The following is a 16076-nucleotide window of genomic DNA, read 5'->3' as shown; positions in this document are numbered from 1 at the left end:
TTCTCCCAGGGCGTGATCACGGGATGGGGTCAGTGGCGCAATTATGCTGGGGGACGAGGGAAAAGGGGAATCGGGCGAACCTGACGCAGTTCACAAGAACGTTAACGTACCACTTCGTACTCATGCCCCAGCGCCAGGCAATGGCTCAGCCATTCGCCCAGGAACATGTTCAGCTGAGCCTTCTCGTCAGGCTGATGCATGAAGGCATTGGGGTAAGGATAGATGCCGCGAAAGCGCCGCGCATGTTCGGCGCTGACCACTTCGGCCATGCAGGCGTCGTGATAGACCTGCACTTCCAGTTGCGGTACCGGCAGCCAGGGCAGGCTGTGTTCCTGGCGCACTTGCAGGGTGGTGGTGTACGGACAGACCTGCAGCACTTCCAGCGCCAGCACGCCGAGCATCTGGTCGCCATGGGTCACGGCGATACGCCGTGCCGCAGGCTCGGTGCGCATGTCCGGCAGCAGTCGCATCAAGCGCGCGTAGTTCGCCTCGCAGGACGCTTGCAGCCCCGCCAGATCCACCCGATAGCGCTCGCGCAGCTTGTTTACGACCATAGCCCCCTCACTTCAACGCGGTTCAAAGCCAGCCATTGCAAGGCAATGATCGTGGCCGCGTTGGCAATACGTCCGTCGCGCACGGCTTGCAGGGCATCTTCGAACGCCCAGACCGAGACACGAATGTCTTCTGCTTCTTCCTCCAGCCCATGCAGGCCGCCGACCCCGGCAGTCTCGCAACGCCCCAGGTACAGGTGTACGAATTCATCACTGCCGCCGGGAGATGGGAAATATTTGGTCATCGGCCACAGTGCCCCGAATACCACCCCAGCTTCCTCCTGACCTTCGCGGTGAGCAACTTCTTCCGGTTGTTCATCCTTGTCGATCAGACCAGCGACCAGTTCGAGCAGCCACGGATTGTCGGCCTTGCCCAGGCTGCCGACGCGAAACTGCTCGATCAGCACCACTTCATCGCGCTGCGGATCGTAAGGCAGCACGCACACCGCATCGTGACGGACGAACAACTCGCGGCTGATTTCACGGCTCATGCCTCCGGCGAACAATTCATGTCGCAAGTGCACGCGATCGAGCTTGTAGAAGCCCTCGAAGCACTTTTCGCGCCGAACGATATCGACGGCGGTCGGAATGGCATTGGCAAAATCAGTCATGTCGGTCCTCGTTGCTACACGTCCAAACGAGGTCCTTCTCCTGCAACCTCGACTTCGCGCCATCCTAACGCGCCCGCGCCGTTTGATGCAGCCCCTTTCCCGTCAGCGGGATAGACGGTGAGGACGAAACCCACTCTAATTAGCTTAGTGGCGAACTGACTGCGCTGTTGAGAGTCGAAGCGGGTAACTTTTTGCCTTTCCCTGTTTTATGAAGGACACCCATGTCGCTTTTTAAAATTGCCTCCGCGGCCGCTATCGCCCTGACTCTGGGCGCCTGCCAGAGCCTGTTCCAGCCCAACTATCGCGTGCCGCTGGAGACCACCCGCGACGCCACCGAACAGTTGAAACCAGGCTGCCCGGACCAGGATTGCCCGCTGGTGAACATCGACACCGTGCACTTTCCCGCCGAGCCTGCGCTGGACAGCATCGTGGAAAAGCGCCTGCTGCAAATGACCCGCACCTCGCCCGACGCTGCGGCCGCGCCGACGCTGGCGGCCTATCGCGAGCAGTTTTTGCGCAACGCAGGTCCCAAATACAGCAGCTATCTGCAGGCGAAAGTACGCGAGCAGCATGACGGTCTGGTGATTGTCGAATTGTCCAGCTACCTGGACACCGGCGGTGCCCATGGCACGCCGGGTCGCGGCTTCATCAACTACTCGCGCCAGGAGCACAAAGTGCTGACGCTGTCGGACATGCTGGTGCCGGGGCAGGAAGAAGCGTTCTGGAAAGCGGCGCAGGTTGCGCACAACAGCTGGTTGATCAGCACCAAGCTCGATCAGGAACCGGAGTTCGTGAAGAGCTGGCCGTTCCAGAAAACCCAGAACGTGGCGCTGACCTATGGCGGGGTGATCCTCAAGTACGAAACCAGCAGCATCGCACCATACGCGCTGGGCCATGTCGAACTGAAGATCCCCTACCCTCGCCTGAACGGCATCCTCAAGCCCGAGCTGTTTCCTGGCCGTAGCTGAAGGCACGACCCAGCACCAGCTGCAGCAGCCCTGCCAGGATCAATGCCGGCAGGGTTGCACCGACGTCCGGATACAGGTTGGCCAGCAGATGATAAGTGCTGATCCCGCCCAGCCAGGCCAGCAGCGCCGGCCAGCGCAATGCGGCTGACGCCACCTGGCCACTGCGCTTGCGCAGGATGAAGTGATCCACCAGCACCACGCCGAACAGCGGCGCGAACACCGAACCGATCAACAGCAGGAAGTTCTGGTACTGGGCCAGCGGCGCCAGCAAAGCGATCAGGGTGCAGACCACACCGATGGCCAGCGCCAGGTGTTCGACTTTCATGCGCAGCAGAATCCCGCTGGACACCGCCGCCGAGTGAATGTCGGCAAAGGCGTTTTCCGATTCGTCGAGCAGGATCAGCAGCAGCGGAATCCCCAGGCCCGCACCGGCCAGCGCCAGCAGCAGGGCATTGACTTCACCGCTCGGCGCGAACGCCAGGGTGTAGGCCACGCCCAGGCTCATCAGCCAGAAGTTACCGATGAAGAAGCCGATGGCGGTGCCACCGAAGACATTTTTCGCGCGCTTGCCGAAACGCGAGTAGTCGGCAATCAGCGGCAGCCACGACAGCGGCATGGCGATGGCGATGTCGAAACCCACGGCGAACGGCATCGAACCGTCACCGGCCTGAGCCCACAACGCCGCCAGGTCTGCCTTGGCGAACAGGTTCCAGGTCAGCCAGGTGCACGCGGCCAGCAGCAGCCAGATGCCCCACTTGCGCAGGATCTGCCGCACGAAAGTCAGCGGACCGCTGACGGCCAGAAGGGTTGCCAGACCGCCGAAGAACAGGGTCCAGAGCATGGGGTTCGACAGCAGGCTGCCTTCGCTGAAGGCACGGGCGCCCAACAGGCTGGCGGCGTCGCGCATGACGATGATTTCGAACGAGCCCCAACCGATCAGTTGCAGCAGGTTCAGCACCGCCGGAACGCTGGCGCCGTGGTTGCCGAGGCTGAGCTTGAGCGCGGCCATCGACGACAGGCCGGTGTCGCTGCCGATCACGCCGACCGCGGCCAGCAGCAGAACGCCGACCAGGGTGCCGAGGAAAATCGCCAGCAACGAACCGGACAGGCCAAGACCGGGCGCGAGCAAGGCGCCGGTCTGCAGGACCATCAGGCCGATGCCCAGGGAGAACCACAGGGAAAACAGATCGCGGCCGCCGAAGACACGTTTGTCGGTCGGCACGGCGATGTCTGGAGAGTAAGTGCTGGGTTGAATGCTCAAGGGTGTTGACTCATAGAGATGATAGCCACAAGCCGCAAGCTTCAAGCTGCAAGAAAAAGCAGGCGTTACGCGTGCTTCTAACTTGCAGCTTGCCGCTTGCCGCTTAAACCTTTTTATAAAGCTGACTGCCTTCCTGCTTGAAGCGCTCGGCCTGTTCGGCCATGCCTTGGGCGACGTCCACGTCGACCGCGTCGATCCGTTGGTTCGCCGCGTATTCGCGCACTTCCTGGGTGATTTTCATCGAGCAGAATTTCGGTCCGCACATGGAGCAGAAGTGCGCGACCTTGGCCGAATCCTTCGGCAGGGTCTCGTCGTGATACGAACGGGCGGTGTCCGGATCCAGACCCAGGTTGAACTGGTCTTCCCAACGGAATTCGAAACGCGCCTTGCTCAGGGCATTGTCGCGGATCTGCGCCCCCGGATGTCCCTTGGCCAGATCGGCGGCATGGGCGGCGATCTTGTAGGTGATGATCCCGGTCTTCACGTCATCCTTGTTCGGCAGGCCCAGGTGCTCCTTGGGCGTCACGTAGCAGAGCATGGCGCAACCGAACCAGCCGATCATCGCCGCACCGATGCCGGAGGTGATGTGGTCATAGCCCGGCGCAATGTCGGTGGTCAGAGGGCCGAGGGTGTAGAACGGCGCCTCGTCGCAGCACTCGAGCTGCTTGTCCATGTTCTCCTTGATCAACTGCATCGGCACGTGGCCCGGGCCTTCGATCATGCACTGCACGTCGTGCTTCCACGCGATCTTGGTCAGCTCGCCGAGGGTCTCCAGCTCGCCGAACTGCGCTTCGTCGTTGGCGTCGGCAATCGAGCCCGGACGCAGGCCATCGCCCAGCGAGAAGCTGACGTCGTAGGCCTTCATGATTTCGCAGATGTCTTCGAAATGGGTGTAGAGGAAGTTTTCCTTGTGGTGCGCCAGGCACCACTTGGCCATGATCGAACCGCCACGGGAGACGATGCCGGTCACGCGCTTGGCGGTCATCGGCACGTAGCGCAGCAGCACGCCGGCGTGGATGGTGAAGTAGTCGACGCCCTGCTCGGCCTGTTCGATCAGCGTGTCGCGGAACAGCTCCCAGGTCAGGTCCTCGGCCACGCCGTTGACCTTCTCCAGGGCCTGGTAGATCGGCACGGTACCGATCGGCACCGGCGAGTTGCGGATGATCCACTCGCGGGTTTCGTGAATGTGCTTGCCGGTGGACAGGTCCATGACCGTGTCCGAGCCCCAGCGAATGCCCCAGGTCAGTTTCGCCACTTCTTCTTCGATGGACGAACCCAGGGCGCTGTTGCCGATGTTGCCGTTGATCTTCACCAGGAAGTTACGGCCGATGATCATCGGTTCCAGTTCGGTGTGGTTGATGTTGGCCGGAATGATCGCGCGACCACGGGCGATCTCGTCACGGACGAATTCGGGGGTGATGATTTTCGGCACGCTGGCGCCGAAGCTGTGGCCGGCGTGTTGCTGGTCCAGCAGGCCGGCCGCGCGGGCCACCTCCAGCTTCATGTTTTCGCGGATGGCGACGTATTCCATCTCGGCGGTGATGATGCCCTGGCGAGCGTAGTGCATCTGGGTGACGTTGGCCCCGGCCTTGGCGCGGCGCGGGTTGTTGACGTGGGCGAAGCGCAGCTTGGTCAGCTCCGGATCGGCGAGGCGTTCCTGGCCGAAGTTCGAGCTCAGGCCGCTCAGGCGCTCGGTGTCGCCACGGGCTTCGATCCACGGCGAGCGCACGTCGGCCAGGCCTTTGCGCACGTCGATGATGACATTGGGGTCGGTGTACGGGCCGGAGGTGTCGTAGACCGTGACGGGCGCGTTGACCTCGCCGCCGAAGTCGGTCGGCGTCACGTCGAGGCTGATTTCGCGCATCGGCACGAGGATGTCGGGACGGGTGCCCTGAACGTAGATTTTTTTCGAACGGGCAAACGGCTGCACCGATTGCTGGTCGACCTTGGCCGAGTCACTCAGGTTGGTGGCGATTTTTTCTTTTATGGTCATCACGGTCTCTCCAGACGGCATCCAGGCAGTGGAATTTTGTCGGAGCGAACCTGTAACGAATGGACGCACGTGCGCTGGGAATGCCAGCTGTGCTGTGCTCAGTGCTCGAGGGGAGTTCGATGGTCGAACCACATCCCGGACGAAGCACAAGAGGACTCGCCGGGTGACGAGAAATCTTGTTCCCTACGCAGGCGTTAACCTGATCAGGTTCAACGGGATCCGAAATTATTCGATCTCAGCCTCATAGCAAGGCACCCCGACAAGAACGTGGCCAGTCTAGACACAACTGGCCGATAACGCCAACACCGCGATAAACACCGTGATGAATGGCGCAATTGCAGGATTGTTGCGCAGCGGGCGCACAACTACACTCGCTACGCCAGGCTGCGCATTGACGCTAAAGACGTCGAGCCGTAGCCTTGGCGCTCAAATTATCTGCGTAATTTTTGTAGGGATCGCCGAATGCTGCGCAAACTCTCACTGGCCGTTGCCGTGTCTTGTGCGTCCAATGGAATGGCCTGGGCAGCTGAGGCGCCCTTATCGACCAGGACCGACCTGGTCAGCGTTTATCAGGAAGCGGTGGACAACAACGCCGACCTCGCCGCTGCCATCGCCCAATATGGCGCACAGAAAGAAGTCGTGCCCCAGGCCCGCGCCGGATTGCTGCCCAATCTGTCCGGTGGCGCCGATGTCACCGCCGTGCGCACGAAACTAGACCAGCCTTCGGCCACTGCCAATCGTGACGCCCATTCGTACCAGGCCACCCTGGCACAACCGCTGTTCCGCGCCGATCGCTGGTTCCAGTTCCAGGCAGCCAAGGATGTCAACGAACAAGCTGCGCTGCAGCTCTCGGCGACCCAACAGAACCTGATCCTGCAAACCGCCGACAGCTATTTCAACGTGCTGCGCAGCCAGGACAACCTGGCCTCGACCAAGGCCGAGGAAGCCGCGTTCAAGCGTCAGCTCGATCAGTCCAACGAGCGCTTCGATGTCGGTCTCTCGGACAAGACCGACGTGTTGAACTCACAGGCCAGCTATGACACCGCACGGGCCAACCGCATCGTTGCGCAACGCCAAGTGGATGATGCTTTCGAAGCCCTGGTGACTCTGACCAACCGGCGCTACAACTCGATTCAGGGCATCAGCCACAACCTGCCGATCCTGCCGCCGGCACCGAACGACGCCAAGGCCTGGGTCGAAACGGCCGCTCAACAGAATCTCAATCTGCTGGCCAGCAACTACGCGGTCAGCGCCGCCGAGCAAACCCTCAAGCAGCGCAAGGCCGGGCATGCGCCGACCGTCGATGCGGTGGCGAGGTACGAAAAGGGCGACAACGATGCACTGGGCTTCGGTAACCCGAATGGCTTCCCGGTACCGTACGGTGGCAACGTCGAACAAACGTCGGTGGGGCTGCAACTGAACATTCCGATCTACAGCGGCGGCCTGATCAACTCCCAAGTACGCCAGTCGTATGCACAACTGGACCAGACTGAACAGCAACGCGAGTCCCTGCGCCGTTCCATCGTGGAAAACACCCGCGACCTGCACCGTGCGGTGAACACCGATGTCGAACAGGTCCAGGCGCGCAAGCAGTCGATCATTTCCAACCAGAGTGCGGTGGAAGCGACCGAGATCGGCTATCAGGTGGGGACACGCAACATCGTCGACGTACTGGATGCGCAGCGCTCGCTGTACACCTCGGTCCGTGACTACAACAACACCCGCTACGACTACATCCTCGACAACCTGAAGCTCAAGCAACAGGCCGGTACGTTGAACCCGGGGGATCTGCAGGACCTGGCGCGTTGGCTCAAGCCCGACTACAACCCGGACAAGGATTTCCTGCCGCCGGATCTGGCCAAGGCGGCTGCCGAGCAGCTCAAAGCCCGGCCATAAGAGCAAAAGATCGCAGCCTTCGGCAGCTCCTACATTGGAATGCGTTTCCCTGTAGGAGCTGCCGAAGGCTGCGATCTTTTTTCGGTTTAACGTTTGATCAACCGCCCCAACCCATCCAGCAATCGCTGCAACGCGCCCTGATTGCGGCGCATCACGGTCAACCCCGCCTCCGCCATGCGCTGAGCATCGCGCGGCAGTTCGAACAGGCGCTGCACCGCCAGCGCCAATCCCTCGGCATCTTCCACTTCCTGCAACGCTCCGGCACTGCGCAACTGCGCGGCGATTTCCAGGAAGTTGAACAGGTGCGGACCGCTGAGCACCGGCTTGGCCAGCGCCGCCGGCTCCAGCAGGTTATGCCCGCCATTGGGCACCAGGCTGCCGCCGACGAAAGCGCTGTCGGCCAGCGCATAGAGGAACAGCAACTCGCCCATGGTGTCGCCGAGCAACACCGACGTGGCCGAAGTGACCGTTTCGCCGCTGGAACGCCGGACCGTGGCGAACCCCTGCTGACGGCACAGTTCGAACACCGGATTGAACCGCTCGGGATGGCGCGGCACCAGAATCAGCAACGCATCCGGATGGCTCGCCAGCAGCCGGCGATGGGCCGCGAGCACCACCTCGTCTTCGCCGTCGTGGGTACTGGCGGCGATCCACACCGGGCGCTCCTGCGCCTGCCATTGCCCGCGCAAGTCGGCGGCGCGCTGCAACAACTGCGGATCGATGGTCAGATCGAATTTGATCGAGCCGGTGACTTCGACGGTTTCCGCGCGCGCGCCCAACTCGCGGAAACGCTGCGCCTCGGCTTCGGTCTGCACCGCGAACAGGCTCATCTCGGCGAGCATCGGCCCGGTCAACTTGCCGAAACGTCCATAACCTCTGGCCGAGCGTTCGGAGAGACGTGCGTTGGCCAGGGCCACGGGAATGCCACGCTTGGCGCATTGGTGGATATGGTTGGGCCACAGTTCGGTTTCCATGATCACCGCCAGCTTCGGCTGGACCCGGTCGAGGAAACGCCTGGCCGCGCACGGCAGGTCATAGGGCAGATAGCAGTGCTGGATGCGCGGTTCATTGGCGAACAGTGCGTGGATTCGCTCCGAACCGGTCGGGGTCATGCAGGTCACGGTGATCGGCAGCTGTGGATAACGCTGCAGCAAGGCGCGAATCATCGGTGCGGCGGCAATGCTCTCGCCCACCGACACGGCGTGCACCCAGATACCGCCGGGCTTCATCGCCGGCAGGCCGAAGGAGAAGCGCTCGCCGATGCGCTTGGCATAAGCCGGCGCCTTGCGCGAACGCAGCCACAGCCGAATCGCCACCAATGGCAGCCCCAGGTAAAACAGCGCGGTGTAGAGAGTTCTATTCATGGCGGCGGAGTTTATCGGGTTTTTCGCCGATCGCCTGCAAATGCACGGCAAAACGTTCAGCCAGCCAGCGCGCCGCCGGGCCCAGCGGTTCATCGCGACGCCAGACCAGTTCCACCACCAGCGCCGGCGGGGTCCATTCGCTGTTCAACTCGACCATTTGGTCCTGATAGGTCGGGTACTGCACCACATGGCGCGGCAGCCAGGCCCAGCCCAGGCCACGCACCAGCCATTCGGCCATGACGTAGAAACTGTCCGCCCGCCAGACTTCCGGGCTGGCGGGTTCGCTGCCGGGATAAATGCTCGATTGGGTCGACATCAGCAACTGGCGATGCTGTGCCAGTTGCTGGCAATTGACCTGCGCCAGTTTCGCCAGCGGATGGCCGACGCCACAGACGGTGACCATTTCCACGCTGCCGAGCACCCGCCGCTCCAGGGCTTCGGGGATCTGATCGTGAAAGAACAGCAAGCCCAGATCGGCGCGGCGCTCCACCAATTTGCGCGCCACTTCGCCCTGGGCGGCGCTGGTCAATTGCACCTCGAGGCTGGGAAACCGCTCGGCCAGGGCCTCGAAACTTTCGATGATCGGCTGATAAGGCATCGCCTCGTCCTGGGCCAACCGCAGGCGAGCCTCCTGGCCGCGCATCATCGCCAGCGCCCGGCCGTTGAGGCGCTCGCACTGGCGCAACACTTCCCGGGCCTCTTCGAGCAAGGCCGTGCCGGCTTCGGTGAGTTTCGGCTGGCGGCCACTGCTACGGTCGAAGAGGCTCACGCCCAAGTCTTCCTCCAGCAGCGCAATCGCACTGCTGACCGCCGACTGCGCCTTGCGCTGGTCCCGCGCCACGGCGGAAAACGAACGCTGCTCCGCTACGCTGACGAACAAGCGCAGCTGCTCCAGATTCCACTGAATGTTCATGACCAACCCATCTTCAGAACAGATAGGTAATGACTTTACCGCATCTGGAGAATCTCTAGAATGCCGCCTCAGAGAGCAACACTTCATACGAGGATTGAACCATGACCGCTTACTACTACTTGGCCATAGCCATCTGCGCCGAAGTGATTGCCACTGTTTCGATGAAAGCGGTCAAAGGCTTCAGCACCCCGCTGCCGCTGATCCTGGTGATCATCGGTTATGGCATCGCCTTCTGGATGTTGACCCTGGTGGTGCGCAGCGTGCCGGTGGGCGTGGCTTACGCGGTATGGGCCGGCATGGGCATCGTGATGGTCAGCGTGGCGGCGCTGTTTCTGTACGGGCAGAAGCTGGACCTGCCGGCGATGCTGGGGATGGCGTTGATTGTGTTGGGGGTTGTGGTTATTCAGCTGTTCTCCAAGACCGCAGGGCATTAGAAGCAGCTGCAAGCTTTAAGCTGCAAGAGGGATATTCTCCGGCTCTTGCTTGCAGCTTGAAGCTTGAAGCTTGAAACTTGCAGCTTCGTTCAAATGCCGAGGTCGCTGCATGCCATCCGTTATTTCCACCGACGTTCTGATTGTCGGCGCTGGTGTCGCCGGCCTCTGGCTGAATGCGCGCCTGCGCCGCCAGGGTTTTTCGACCGTGCTGGTGGAAAGCGCCACCCTCGGCGGCGGGCAGACCGTGAAATCCCAGGGCATCATCCACGGCGGCGCCAAATACGCGCTGCACGGCGCCCTGACCGGTGCCTCGGAAGCCATCGCCGACATGCCCCGCCGCTGGCGCGAGGCCCTGGCCGGCAATGGCGAACTGGACCTGTCCGGCGTGCGCCTGTTGTCCGAAGCCCATTACCTGTGGTCCCCCGGCACGATCGCCGGCAATCTCACCAGCTTCTTCGCCAGCAAGGCCGTGCGCGGACGCGTCGATCAGGTCAAGGGTGACCAACTGCCCCTCGCCCTGCAAGACAAGCGCTTCAAGGGCAAGGTCTATCGCCTGGCCGAACTGGTGATTGACGTGCCAAGCCTGGTCCAGCGCCTGGCCGAACTGGCGGGCGACGGCTTGCTCGCAGGGCAGAAAATCGAACCGTTGCTGGAAGGCGGCGTACTGGTCGGCCTGAAGGTGGATGAACGCGAGATTCGCGCGCAGCGCATCGTCCTCAGCGCCGGCGCTGGCACCGCCGCCCTGCTCGAAGCCCTGGGCCTGACCCAGCCAGCCATGCAACGCCGACCGCTGCACATGATCATCGCCAAGGGCCCGGGCCTCAAACCGCTGTACGCCCATTGCCTGGGCGGCGGCACCAAACCGCGCCTGACCATCACCACTCACCCGGCCTCCGACGGCCAGTGGGTCTGGTACATGGGTGGCGATATCGCCGAAACCGACGGCGTGGCCCGCGAGCCCGCCGAGCAGATCGCCACCGCGCAGAAAGAACTCGGCCAACTGCTGCCCTGGATCGACCTGGACTCCGCGCAATGGGCCACCCTGCGAGTGGATCGCGCAGAGCCCTTGCAATCGGGCCTGACCCGACCCGACAACGCCTTCCTCGCCGAAGAAGGCCGCCTGCTGGTGGGCTGGCCGACCAAACTGGCGCTGGCACCTGACTTCGCCGACCGCGTCATCGACAGCCTCGCCCGTGACGGCATCCAGCCAGCTGCGGCGGCACCGCTGCCGGAACTGCCAAAACCGCCCATGGGCGTACCGGCTTGGGAGCAACTGCTGCCATGAGCCAAGCAACCCTGCACGACCTTCATCGCCCCCTGGGCAGCACCGGCCTGCTTGTCTCGCCACTGGGCCTGGGCACGGTAAAGCTTGGCCGCGATCAAGGGGTGAAATACCCCAACGGCTTTCAGATTCCCGATGACGACGAAGCACGCATGTTGCTCAAACTCACCCGTGATCTGGGCATCAACCTGATCGACACCGCTCCGGCCTATGGTCGCAGCGAGGAACGCCTCGGCCCGTTGCTGCGCGGGCAGCGCAAGGACTGGGTGATCGTCAGCAAGGTCGGTGAAGAGTTCGCCGACGGCGTGTCGCACCACGATTTCAGCGCCGCCCACACCCGGCTGTCCGTGGAGCGCAGCCTGCAGCGCCTGGAGACGGATTTCATCGACCTGGTGCTGGTGCATTCCGACGGCAACGACATGGCGATCCTCAACGACTGCGAGGTTTATCAAACCCTCGCCGCGCTCAAGGCCGAAGGCAAGATTCGCGGTTTCGGCTTCTCCGGTAAAACCGTCGACGGTGGCTTGAAGGCGCTGGAGCAAGGTGACTGCGCGATGGTCACCTACAATCTGAACGAACAGAGCGAAAAGCCCGTCATTGACTATGCTGCTGCTCACGGCAAAGCCATTCTGGTGAAAAAAGCACTGGCCAGCGGTCATGTCTGCCTCAGTCCAGGGGTGGACCCGGTGCGCGCGAGTTTCGAATTGTTGTTCGAACATCCGGGCGTTGCCAGTGCTATTGTCGGGACCATCAATCCGCTGCACCTCGCCCATAACGTCTCGACCGTTGCCCAGGTCCTACGTAGCCACTGACGCCGCCCCACGCGGCCTAAAGCAGGAGCCGACATGCCGCGTACGCTCATCAGAAAGAATCCGAGCAACTTCAAGACCCTGCCGTTATTCGTCGAAGCGACTCCCGAAGGCCTGACTTATCAGAGCGTCGGGAGGCCGCTGAACTTCTCCCAGATCCTGCAGCGCCGCCGCCCGGTTTCCGTCGCCGACAGCCAGCGTTTCGCCCTTGAGTTGGCCAATCTCGGCGTGTCGGTGCGCCTGACACTGCATTGGCAGAACCGCGATTACTGGGTGCTGGTCCGCCAGCGCCGGCAGGACCGTGGCGATGTGGTGCTCAAGCTGATCTCCGGCTACGTGCCTGCCCACGAACTGAATCTGCCGCTGCACACGGCAATTCAGGAGATCGCGGAGGAATGCCTGCTGGAAACACCGGAAGGCTGGCTAAACGGTCGATTCAACGACACCTGGTTGCCGGCACCCTACTCCTCGGCGCTGCACTACCGCGAAGCGTTGCCCTTTCGCCTGTCGCCACTGTCGGGGTCGGCACGGCCGGTGCGCTGCGCCAACCTGCAATTGATCGAACGTCCGCGGGCCTATGTGCATTTACCCACGGCGTCGCTGCAGCTGATTTACGATTTGCGCCTGGATGTGCCCAAGGAAGCCAAGTCCCTGAGCCTGTTCCATGTCGACGAACGCCTTGAGGGCGATCAACTGGTTGCCCGGCTGGACCGCAAGCGTCCCGACCTGTACCTGATGCCTTTGCAGGACGGCCACCCGCTGGCCGAGCTCTATACCTTGAAGAAGGATCAGCTGTCCCCGGCGAGCACCCGCGGGCTGTACCTGGCCGAAAGCTTTGCCCGACAGGAAGGCTGGCTGGTGAAGGAGGAGCGGATTCGCTGGAAGGATTGGGTGCGGCAGCAGGGTTTGACGGAGCCCGGGAAACATTCGGGGCTGGCGGTGCTGGGTGGGAAGGCGAAGCAGTTGTTGAAGAAGATGGTGCCGCGCAAAAAGGTCAGCTCCTAAGAGCAAAAGTTCGCAGCCTGCGGCAGCTCCTGCAAAGGATGGTGTAATCCTGTAGGAGCTGCCGAAGGCTGCGATCTTTTAAAGCATCACTCGGACTTGCGGATCTTCTCGACAATTGCGGTCGTGGAGCTGTTCTCCACCAACCCCAACACTTTCACCGTGCCGCCATAAGCCTTCACGATGTCCGCGCCGACCACCTGGTCGATCCCGTAATCCCCGCCCTTGACCAGCACATCCGGCTTGACCTCGCGCAGCAGGTTTTCCGGAGTGCCTTCAGGGAAGCTGATCACCCAGTCCACCGCACCCAGCCCCGCCAGCACGGCCATGCGCCGGTCGACGCTGTTGATCGGGCGACCCGGCCCTTTCAGGCGGCTGACCGACGCGTCGTCGTTGATCGCCACGATCAGGCGATCGCCTTGCGCCCGCGCCTGCTCGAGGTAGGTCACATGGCCGGCGTGCAGAATGTCGAAACAGCCGTTGGTGAAGACGATCTTCTCGTTGTGCGCACGGGCATCGTCGACCGCCAGCAGCAGTTGTTCGAGACCCAGCACACCGCGCTCGGATCCCTCTTCGCGCTGGATGGCGCGGCGCAGTTCCGGTGCGCTGATGGCCGCGGTACCGAGCTTGCCGACCACGATGCCGGCGGCCAGGTTGGCCAGGCCGACCGCGTGCGGCAGTTCCTCGCCTGCGGCAATTGCTGCGGCCAGGGTGGAAATCACCGTGTCGCCGGCACCGGTCACATCGAACACTTCACGGGCACGGGCCGGCAGGTGCAGCGCCGGATGATCCGGACGCAGCAGGGTCATGCCGTGCTCGCCACGGGTCACCAGCAAGGCGCCGAGCTCCAGGTCGTGCATCAGCTTCGCGCCCTTGCTGACCAGTTCGTGCTCGTCGGCACAACCACCGACGATGGTTTCGAACTCGCTGAGGTTCGGCGTGATCAGGCTCGCACCGCGATAGATCGAGAAATCCTTGCCCTTGGGGTCGGCCAGGACCGGAATGCCACGGGCACGGGCGGCCTGGATCAGCACCTGGTGATTTTTCAGCGCGCCTTTGCCGTAGTCGGACAGCACCAGCACCTTGATGCCTTCGAGCAGATCGTCGACCTGATTCGCCAGTTCGAGGGCGTCGGTGGAGAACGGTTCTTCGAAGTCGATTCGCAGCAGTTGCTGGTGACGACTCATGACCCGCAGCTTGACGATGGTCGGCTGGTGCGCAATGCGCTGGAACAGCGCCCGCACGCCTGCGCCCTTGAGGCTATTGACCAGGCTGTCGGCGGCTTCATCGTCGCCGGTGACACCGACCAGCGAGGCCGGCGCGCCCAGGGCGGCAATGTTCAACGCAACGTTGGCGGCACCGCCCGGGCGGTCCTCGATGTGCTCGACCTTGACTACCGGTACCGGCGCCTCAGGGGAAATCCGTGAGGTACCACCATGCCAGTAACGGTCGAGCATGACATCGCCGACCACCAAGACAGGGGCTTGATCGAATCGCGGCATGGACAACTTCATGGAGCAACCCACATACAGAATGAACAGGGGCGCGATATTAGCACAGGGTAGGTGTCGGCTTGTGTGACGGCTGTAACGGGAGGGTTTTGCCGGGCTTTTTGCTCATTTTTTGAGCAGAAAACCTGCCAACTGCTCACAGGCCTGCGCCATGTCCAGCGCCTGGGTATCGATTTCGCATTCCGCGCGAAGCGGGGCTTCGTACGGACTGTCGATGCCAGTGAAGTCCTTGATCAACCCTTGCCGGGCTGCCAGGTAGAGACCTTTGGGATCACGCTGCGCGCACACGGCGAACGACGTGTTCACATACACCTCGATGAAATCACCCTCGCAAAACAGCTTTCGTGCCGCATCGCGATCGGCCCGGAACGGCGAGATGGCCGCGACAATCACGATCAGCCCCGCATCGACCATCAGCCGCGCCACTTCGGCCATGCGCCGGATGTTTTCCCGGCGGCAGTCGGCGCTCATCCCCAGATCACGACAAAGCCCGGCCCGCACATTGTCGCCATCGAGCACAAAGGTGTGTGCCGCGCGTCGATTGAGATAGACCTCCAGCGCATTGGCCAGCGTCGACTTGCCGGCCCCGGACAATCCGGTCAGCCACAGACACCGCGGTCGCTGCGCCTTGAGCGCGGCACGCTCGGCACTCGACAGCGACAACGCATAAGGACTGATTCGCGGATTCGATCTCGCCAGCGCCTCATTCATACCCGAGCATCTCGTAATCACGCTGATAGGCACGCCGAACCAGACGGCGGGTACGCGCCGTACAGAAATCACCTGCCGCTACCGAGCGGCGCAGCTGAGAACCGTTGACGTGCGGCAGCACCGCCTCATGCCCCATCTGCTCGCAGACCAGACTGAAATCCCGTTGCAGATGCTCTTGATAGCCGACGAAATCCAGTGCCAGATGCCCCATGGCATCCGTGAGGAAATCCGTCTGCGCAGCAAAATGCAACTGGCGCTGGATCGTCTCGGGATGCAGCCAGCGGGCGACAAAATCGTCGAAGTCACGGTAATGCCTGACCAGCCTTTGCGCGGGATGGTCCCGCTGGCTCAAGGCATTGCCTCGCAGGTAGGCGTAGGCCGAATACGCCCTTTCCAGCGGATCGCGGACGAAGGCGAACTTGAAGCTGCTGGCAAACTGTTCGGGGAATTGCTGTTCGTACCAGTACAGCGGCAAGTGTCCCGGAGTCCAACCTTCGAACAGCGCGACACAGACACTGCTACCAGCGCATTTGGGCACGTGGATGAACAGGCAGGAGCGCTGCTTGAAAGGCCGGGGAAAACGTACATTCGCCGACAGCGACTTGTTCACCACCTGCCGATCCACCACCGACAATCGGCCCAGCAGGAATTGCCGCTGCGCCTTGGGCAGCAGCTTCCAGAGATAACGTTGCAACATTCCAGCACCCGCGCGAGAGGGTTGGCCCTCTCGATTGAAATCAAAGTTCGTTCAGGAACCTTAACAAGCGCGC

The 16076-nt window shown here is 62.3% G+C and carries 15 protein-coding genes and 1 riboswitch; of the genes, 6 read left to right on the top strand and 9 right to left on the bottom strand.

Going from position 1 to position 16076, the window contains the following annotated elements; all coding sequences use genetic code 11:
- Nucleotides 1–101 precede the first annotated feature (101 nt).
- Both HNO86_RS02370 and HNO86_RS02365 read right to left on the bottom strand, forming a co-directional pair.
- The gene (locus HNO86_RS02370) at nt 102–554 is read right to left on the bottom strand and encodes a DUF1249 domain-containing protein (protein WP_175375430.1); all 453 of its coding nucleotides are present in this window, start codon (nt 552–554) and stop codon (nt 102–104) included.
- On the bottom strand, nt 545–1162 hold the full coding sequence (locus HNO86_RS02365) for an NUDIX domain-containing protein (protein WP_175375429.1): 618 nt from the start codon (nt 1160–1162) through the stop codon (nt 545–547). The genes HNO86_RS02370 and HNO86_RS02365 overlap by 10 nt, the downstream gene beginning before the upstream one ends.
- 221 nt (nt 1163–1383) lie before the next feature.
- Here HNO86_RS02365 and HNO86_RS02360 point away from each other — a divergent pair, with 221 nt between their 5' ends.
- On the top strand, nt 1384–2130 hold the full coding sequence (locus HNO86_RS02360; RefSeq protein WP_175375428.1) for an RsiV family protein: 747 nt from the start codon (nt 1384–1386) through the stop codon (nt 2128–2130).
- Here HNO86_RS02360 and cytX read toward each other — a convergent pair.
- Both cytX and thiC read right to left on the bottom strand, forming a co-directional pair.
- Nucleotides 2099–3391, bottom strand: coding sequence for a putative hydroxymethylpyrimidine transporter CytX (gene cytX / locus HNO86_RS02355; protein WP_175375427.1), 1293 nt, complete (start codon nt 3389–3391; stop codon nt 2099–2101). The genes HNO86_RS02360 and cytX overlap by 32 nt on opposite strands.
- Before the next feature lie 103 nt (nt 3392–3494).
- Entirely contained in the window at nt 3495–5384 is a 1890-nt protein-coding gene (gene thiC, locus HNO86_RS02350) for a phosphomethylpyrimidine synthase ThiC (protein ID WP_175375426.1), read from the bottom strand.
- 163 nt (nt 5385–5547) lie between these two features.
- Nucleotides 5548–5653, bottom strand: a riboswitch (TPP riboswitch).
- Between the two features lie 193 nt (nt 5654–5846).
- Here thiC and HNO86_RS02345 point away from each other — a divergent pair.
- Complete coding sequence (locus HNO86_RS02345; protein WP_175375425.1) at nt 5847–7280, top strand: TolC family outer membrane protein; 1434 nt, start codon at nt 5847–5849, stop codon at nt 7278–7280.
- A gap of 86 nt (nt 7281–7366) precedes the next feature.
- On the opposite strand, the gene waaA is transcribed toward HNO86_RS02345, so the two are convergent.
- Nucleotides 7367–8644, bottom strand: a complete 1278-nt coding sequence (gene waaA, locus HNO86_RS02340; RefSeq protein WP_175375424.1) for a lipid IV(A) 3-deoxy-D-manno-octulosonic acid transferase — start codon at nt 8642–8644, stop codon at nt 7367–7369.
- On the bottom strand, nt 8637–9557 hold the full coding sequence (locus HNO86_RS02335) for a LysR family transcriptional regulator (protein WP_175375423.1): 921 nt from the start codon (nt 9555–9557) through the stop codon (nt 8637–8639). The genes waaA and HNO86_RS02335 overlap by 8 nt, the downstream gene beginning before the upstream one ends.
- A gap of 101 nt (nt 9558–9658) precedes the next feature.
- On the opposite strand from HNO86_RS02335, the gene HNO86_RS02330 reads away from it, so the two are divergent.
- The 4 genes from HNO86_RS02330 to HNO86_RS02315 all read left to right on the top strand — a co-directional run bounded on the left by HNO86_RS02330 (nt 9659) and on the right by HNO86_RS02315 (nt 13087).
- Complete coding sequence (locus HNO86_RS02330; protein ID WP_175375422.1) at nt 9659–9991, top strand: multidrug efflux SMR transporter; 333 nt, start codon at nt 9659–9661, stop codon at nt 9989–9991.
- A 109-nt stretch (nt 9992–10100) separates the two neighbouring features.
- The gene (locus HNO86_RS02325) at nt 10101–11276 is read left to right on the top strand and encodes an FAD-binding oxidoreductase (protein WP_175375421.1); all 1176 of its coding nucleotides are present in this window, start codon (nt 10101–10103) and stop codon (nt 11274–11276) included.
- Nucleotides 11273–12085, top strand: coding sequence for an aldo/keto reductase (locus tag HNO86_RS02320; RefSeq protein ID WP_175375420.1), 813 nt, complete (start codon nt 11273–11275; stop codon nt 12083–12085). The genes HNO86_RS02325 and HNO86_RS02320 overlap by 4 nt, the downstream gene beginning before the upstream one ends.
- A 33-nt stretch (nt 12086–12118) precedes the next feature.
- The gene (locus tag HNO86_RS02315) at nt 12119–13087 is read left to right on the top strand and encodes a metal ABC transporter ATPase (protein ID WP_175375419.1); all 969 of its coding nucleotides are present in this window, start codon (nt 12119–12121) and stop codon (nt 13085–13087) included.
- Nucleotides 13088–13173: 86 nt separating this feature from the next.
- On the opposite strand, the gene hldE is transcribed toward HNO86_RS02315, so the two are convergent.
- The 3 genes from hldE to HNO86_RS02300 form a co-directional block, all read right to left on the bottom strand.
- Complete coding sequence (gene hldE, locus HNO86_RS02310) at nt 13174–14598, bottom strand: bifunctional D-glycero-beta-D-manno-heptose-7-phosphate kinase/D-glycero-beta-D-manno-heptose 1-phosphate adenylyltransferase HldE (RefSeq protein WP_175375418.1); 1425 nt, start codon at nt 14596–14598, stop codon at nt 13174–13176.
- Between the two features lie 102 nt (nt 14599–14700).
- Nucleotides 14701–15306: an adenylyl-sulfate kinase gene (gene cysC, locus HNO86_RS02305; protein ID WP_175375417.1), complete on the bottom strand. Its 606-nt coding sequence runs from the start codon at nt 15304–15306 to the stop codon at nt 14701–14703.
- The gene (locus HNO86_RS02300; protein ID WP_175375416.1) at nt 15299–16003 is read right to left on the bottom strand and encodes a sulfotransferase family 2 domain-containing protein; all 705 of its coding nucleotides are present in this window, start codon (nt 16001–16003) and stop codon (nt 15299–15301) included. The genes cysC and HNO86_RS02300 overlap by 8 nt, the downstream gene beginning before the upstream one ends.
- Nucleotides 16004–16076 lie beyond the last annotated feature (73 nt).

It is taken from the genome of Pseudomonas sp. C1C7 (assembly GCF_013359595.1).
In the GTDB taxonomy this organism is placed as follows: domain Bacteria; phylum Pseudomonadota; class Gammaproteobacteria; order Pseudomonadales; family Pseudomonadaceae; genus Aquipseudomonas.
This window is presented reverse-complemented; position numbering and strand designations above follow the sequence as displayed.

What these genes read in the sequence shown, in the direction of transcription:
- HNO86_RS02370 (WP_175375430.1), bottom strand. Translation starts at nt 554, where the DNA reads ATGGTCGTAAACAAGCTGCGCGAGCGCTATCGGGTGGATCTGGCGGGG.
- HNO86_RS02365 (WP_175375429.1), bottom strand. Translation starts at nt 1,162, where the DNA reads ATGACTGATTTTGCCAATGCCATTCCGACCGCCGTCGATATCGTTCGG.
- HNO86_RS02360 (WP_175375428.1), top strand. Translation starts at nt 1,384, where the DNA reads ATGTCGCTTTTTAAAATTGCCTCCGCGGCCGCTATCGCCCTGACTCTG.
- thiC (WP_175375426.1), bottom strand. Translation starts at nt 5,384, where the DNA reads ATGACCATAAAAGAAAAAATCGCCACCAACCTGAGTGACTCGGCCAAG.
- HNO86_RS02345 (WP_175375425.1), top strand. Translation starts at nt 5,847, where the DNA reads ATGCTGCGCAAACTCTCACTGGCCGTTGCCGTGTCTTGTGCGTCCAAT.
- waaA (WP_175375424.1), bottom strand. Translation starts at nt 8,644, where the DNA reads ATGAATAGAACTCTCTACACCGCGCTGTTTTACCTGGGGCTGCCATTG.
- HNO86_RS02335 (WP_175375423.1), bottom strand. Translation starts at nt 9,557, where the DNA reads ATGAACATTCAGTGGAATCTGGAGCAGCTGCGCTTGTTCGTCAGCGTA.
- HNO86_RS02330 (WP_175375422.1), top strand. Translation starts at nt 9,659, where the DNA reads ATGACCGCTTACTACTACTTGGCCATAGCCATCTGCGCCGAAGTGATT.
- HNO86_RS02325 (WP_175375421.1), top strand. Translation starts at nt 10,101, where the DNA reads ATGCCATCCGTTATTTCCACCGACGTTCTGATTGTCGGCGCTGGTGTC.
- HNO86_RS02320 (WP_175375420.1), top strand. Translation starts at nt 11,273, where the DNA reads ATGAGCCAAGCAACCCTGCACGACCTTCATCGCCCCCTGGGCAGCACC.
- HNO86_RS02315 (WP_175375419.1), top strand. Translation starts at nt 12,119, where the DNA reads ATGCCGCGTACGCTCATCAGAAAGAATCCGAGCAACTTCAAGACCCTG.
- hldE (WP_175375418.1), bottom strand. Translation starts at nt 14,598, where the DNA reads ATGAAGTTGTCCATGCCGCGATTCGATCAAGCCCCTGTCTTGGTGGTC.
- cysC (WP_175375417.1), bottom strand. Translation starts at nt 15,306, where the DNA reads ATGAATGAGGCGCTGGCGAGATCGAATCCGCGAATCAGTCCTTATGCG.
- HNO86_RS02300 (WP_175375416.1), bottom strand. Translation starts at nt 16,003, where the DNA reads ATGTTGCAACGTTATCTCTGGAAGCTGCTGCCCAAGGCGCAGCGGCAA.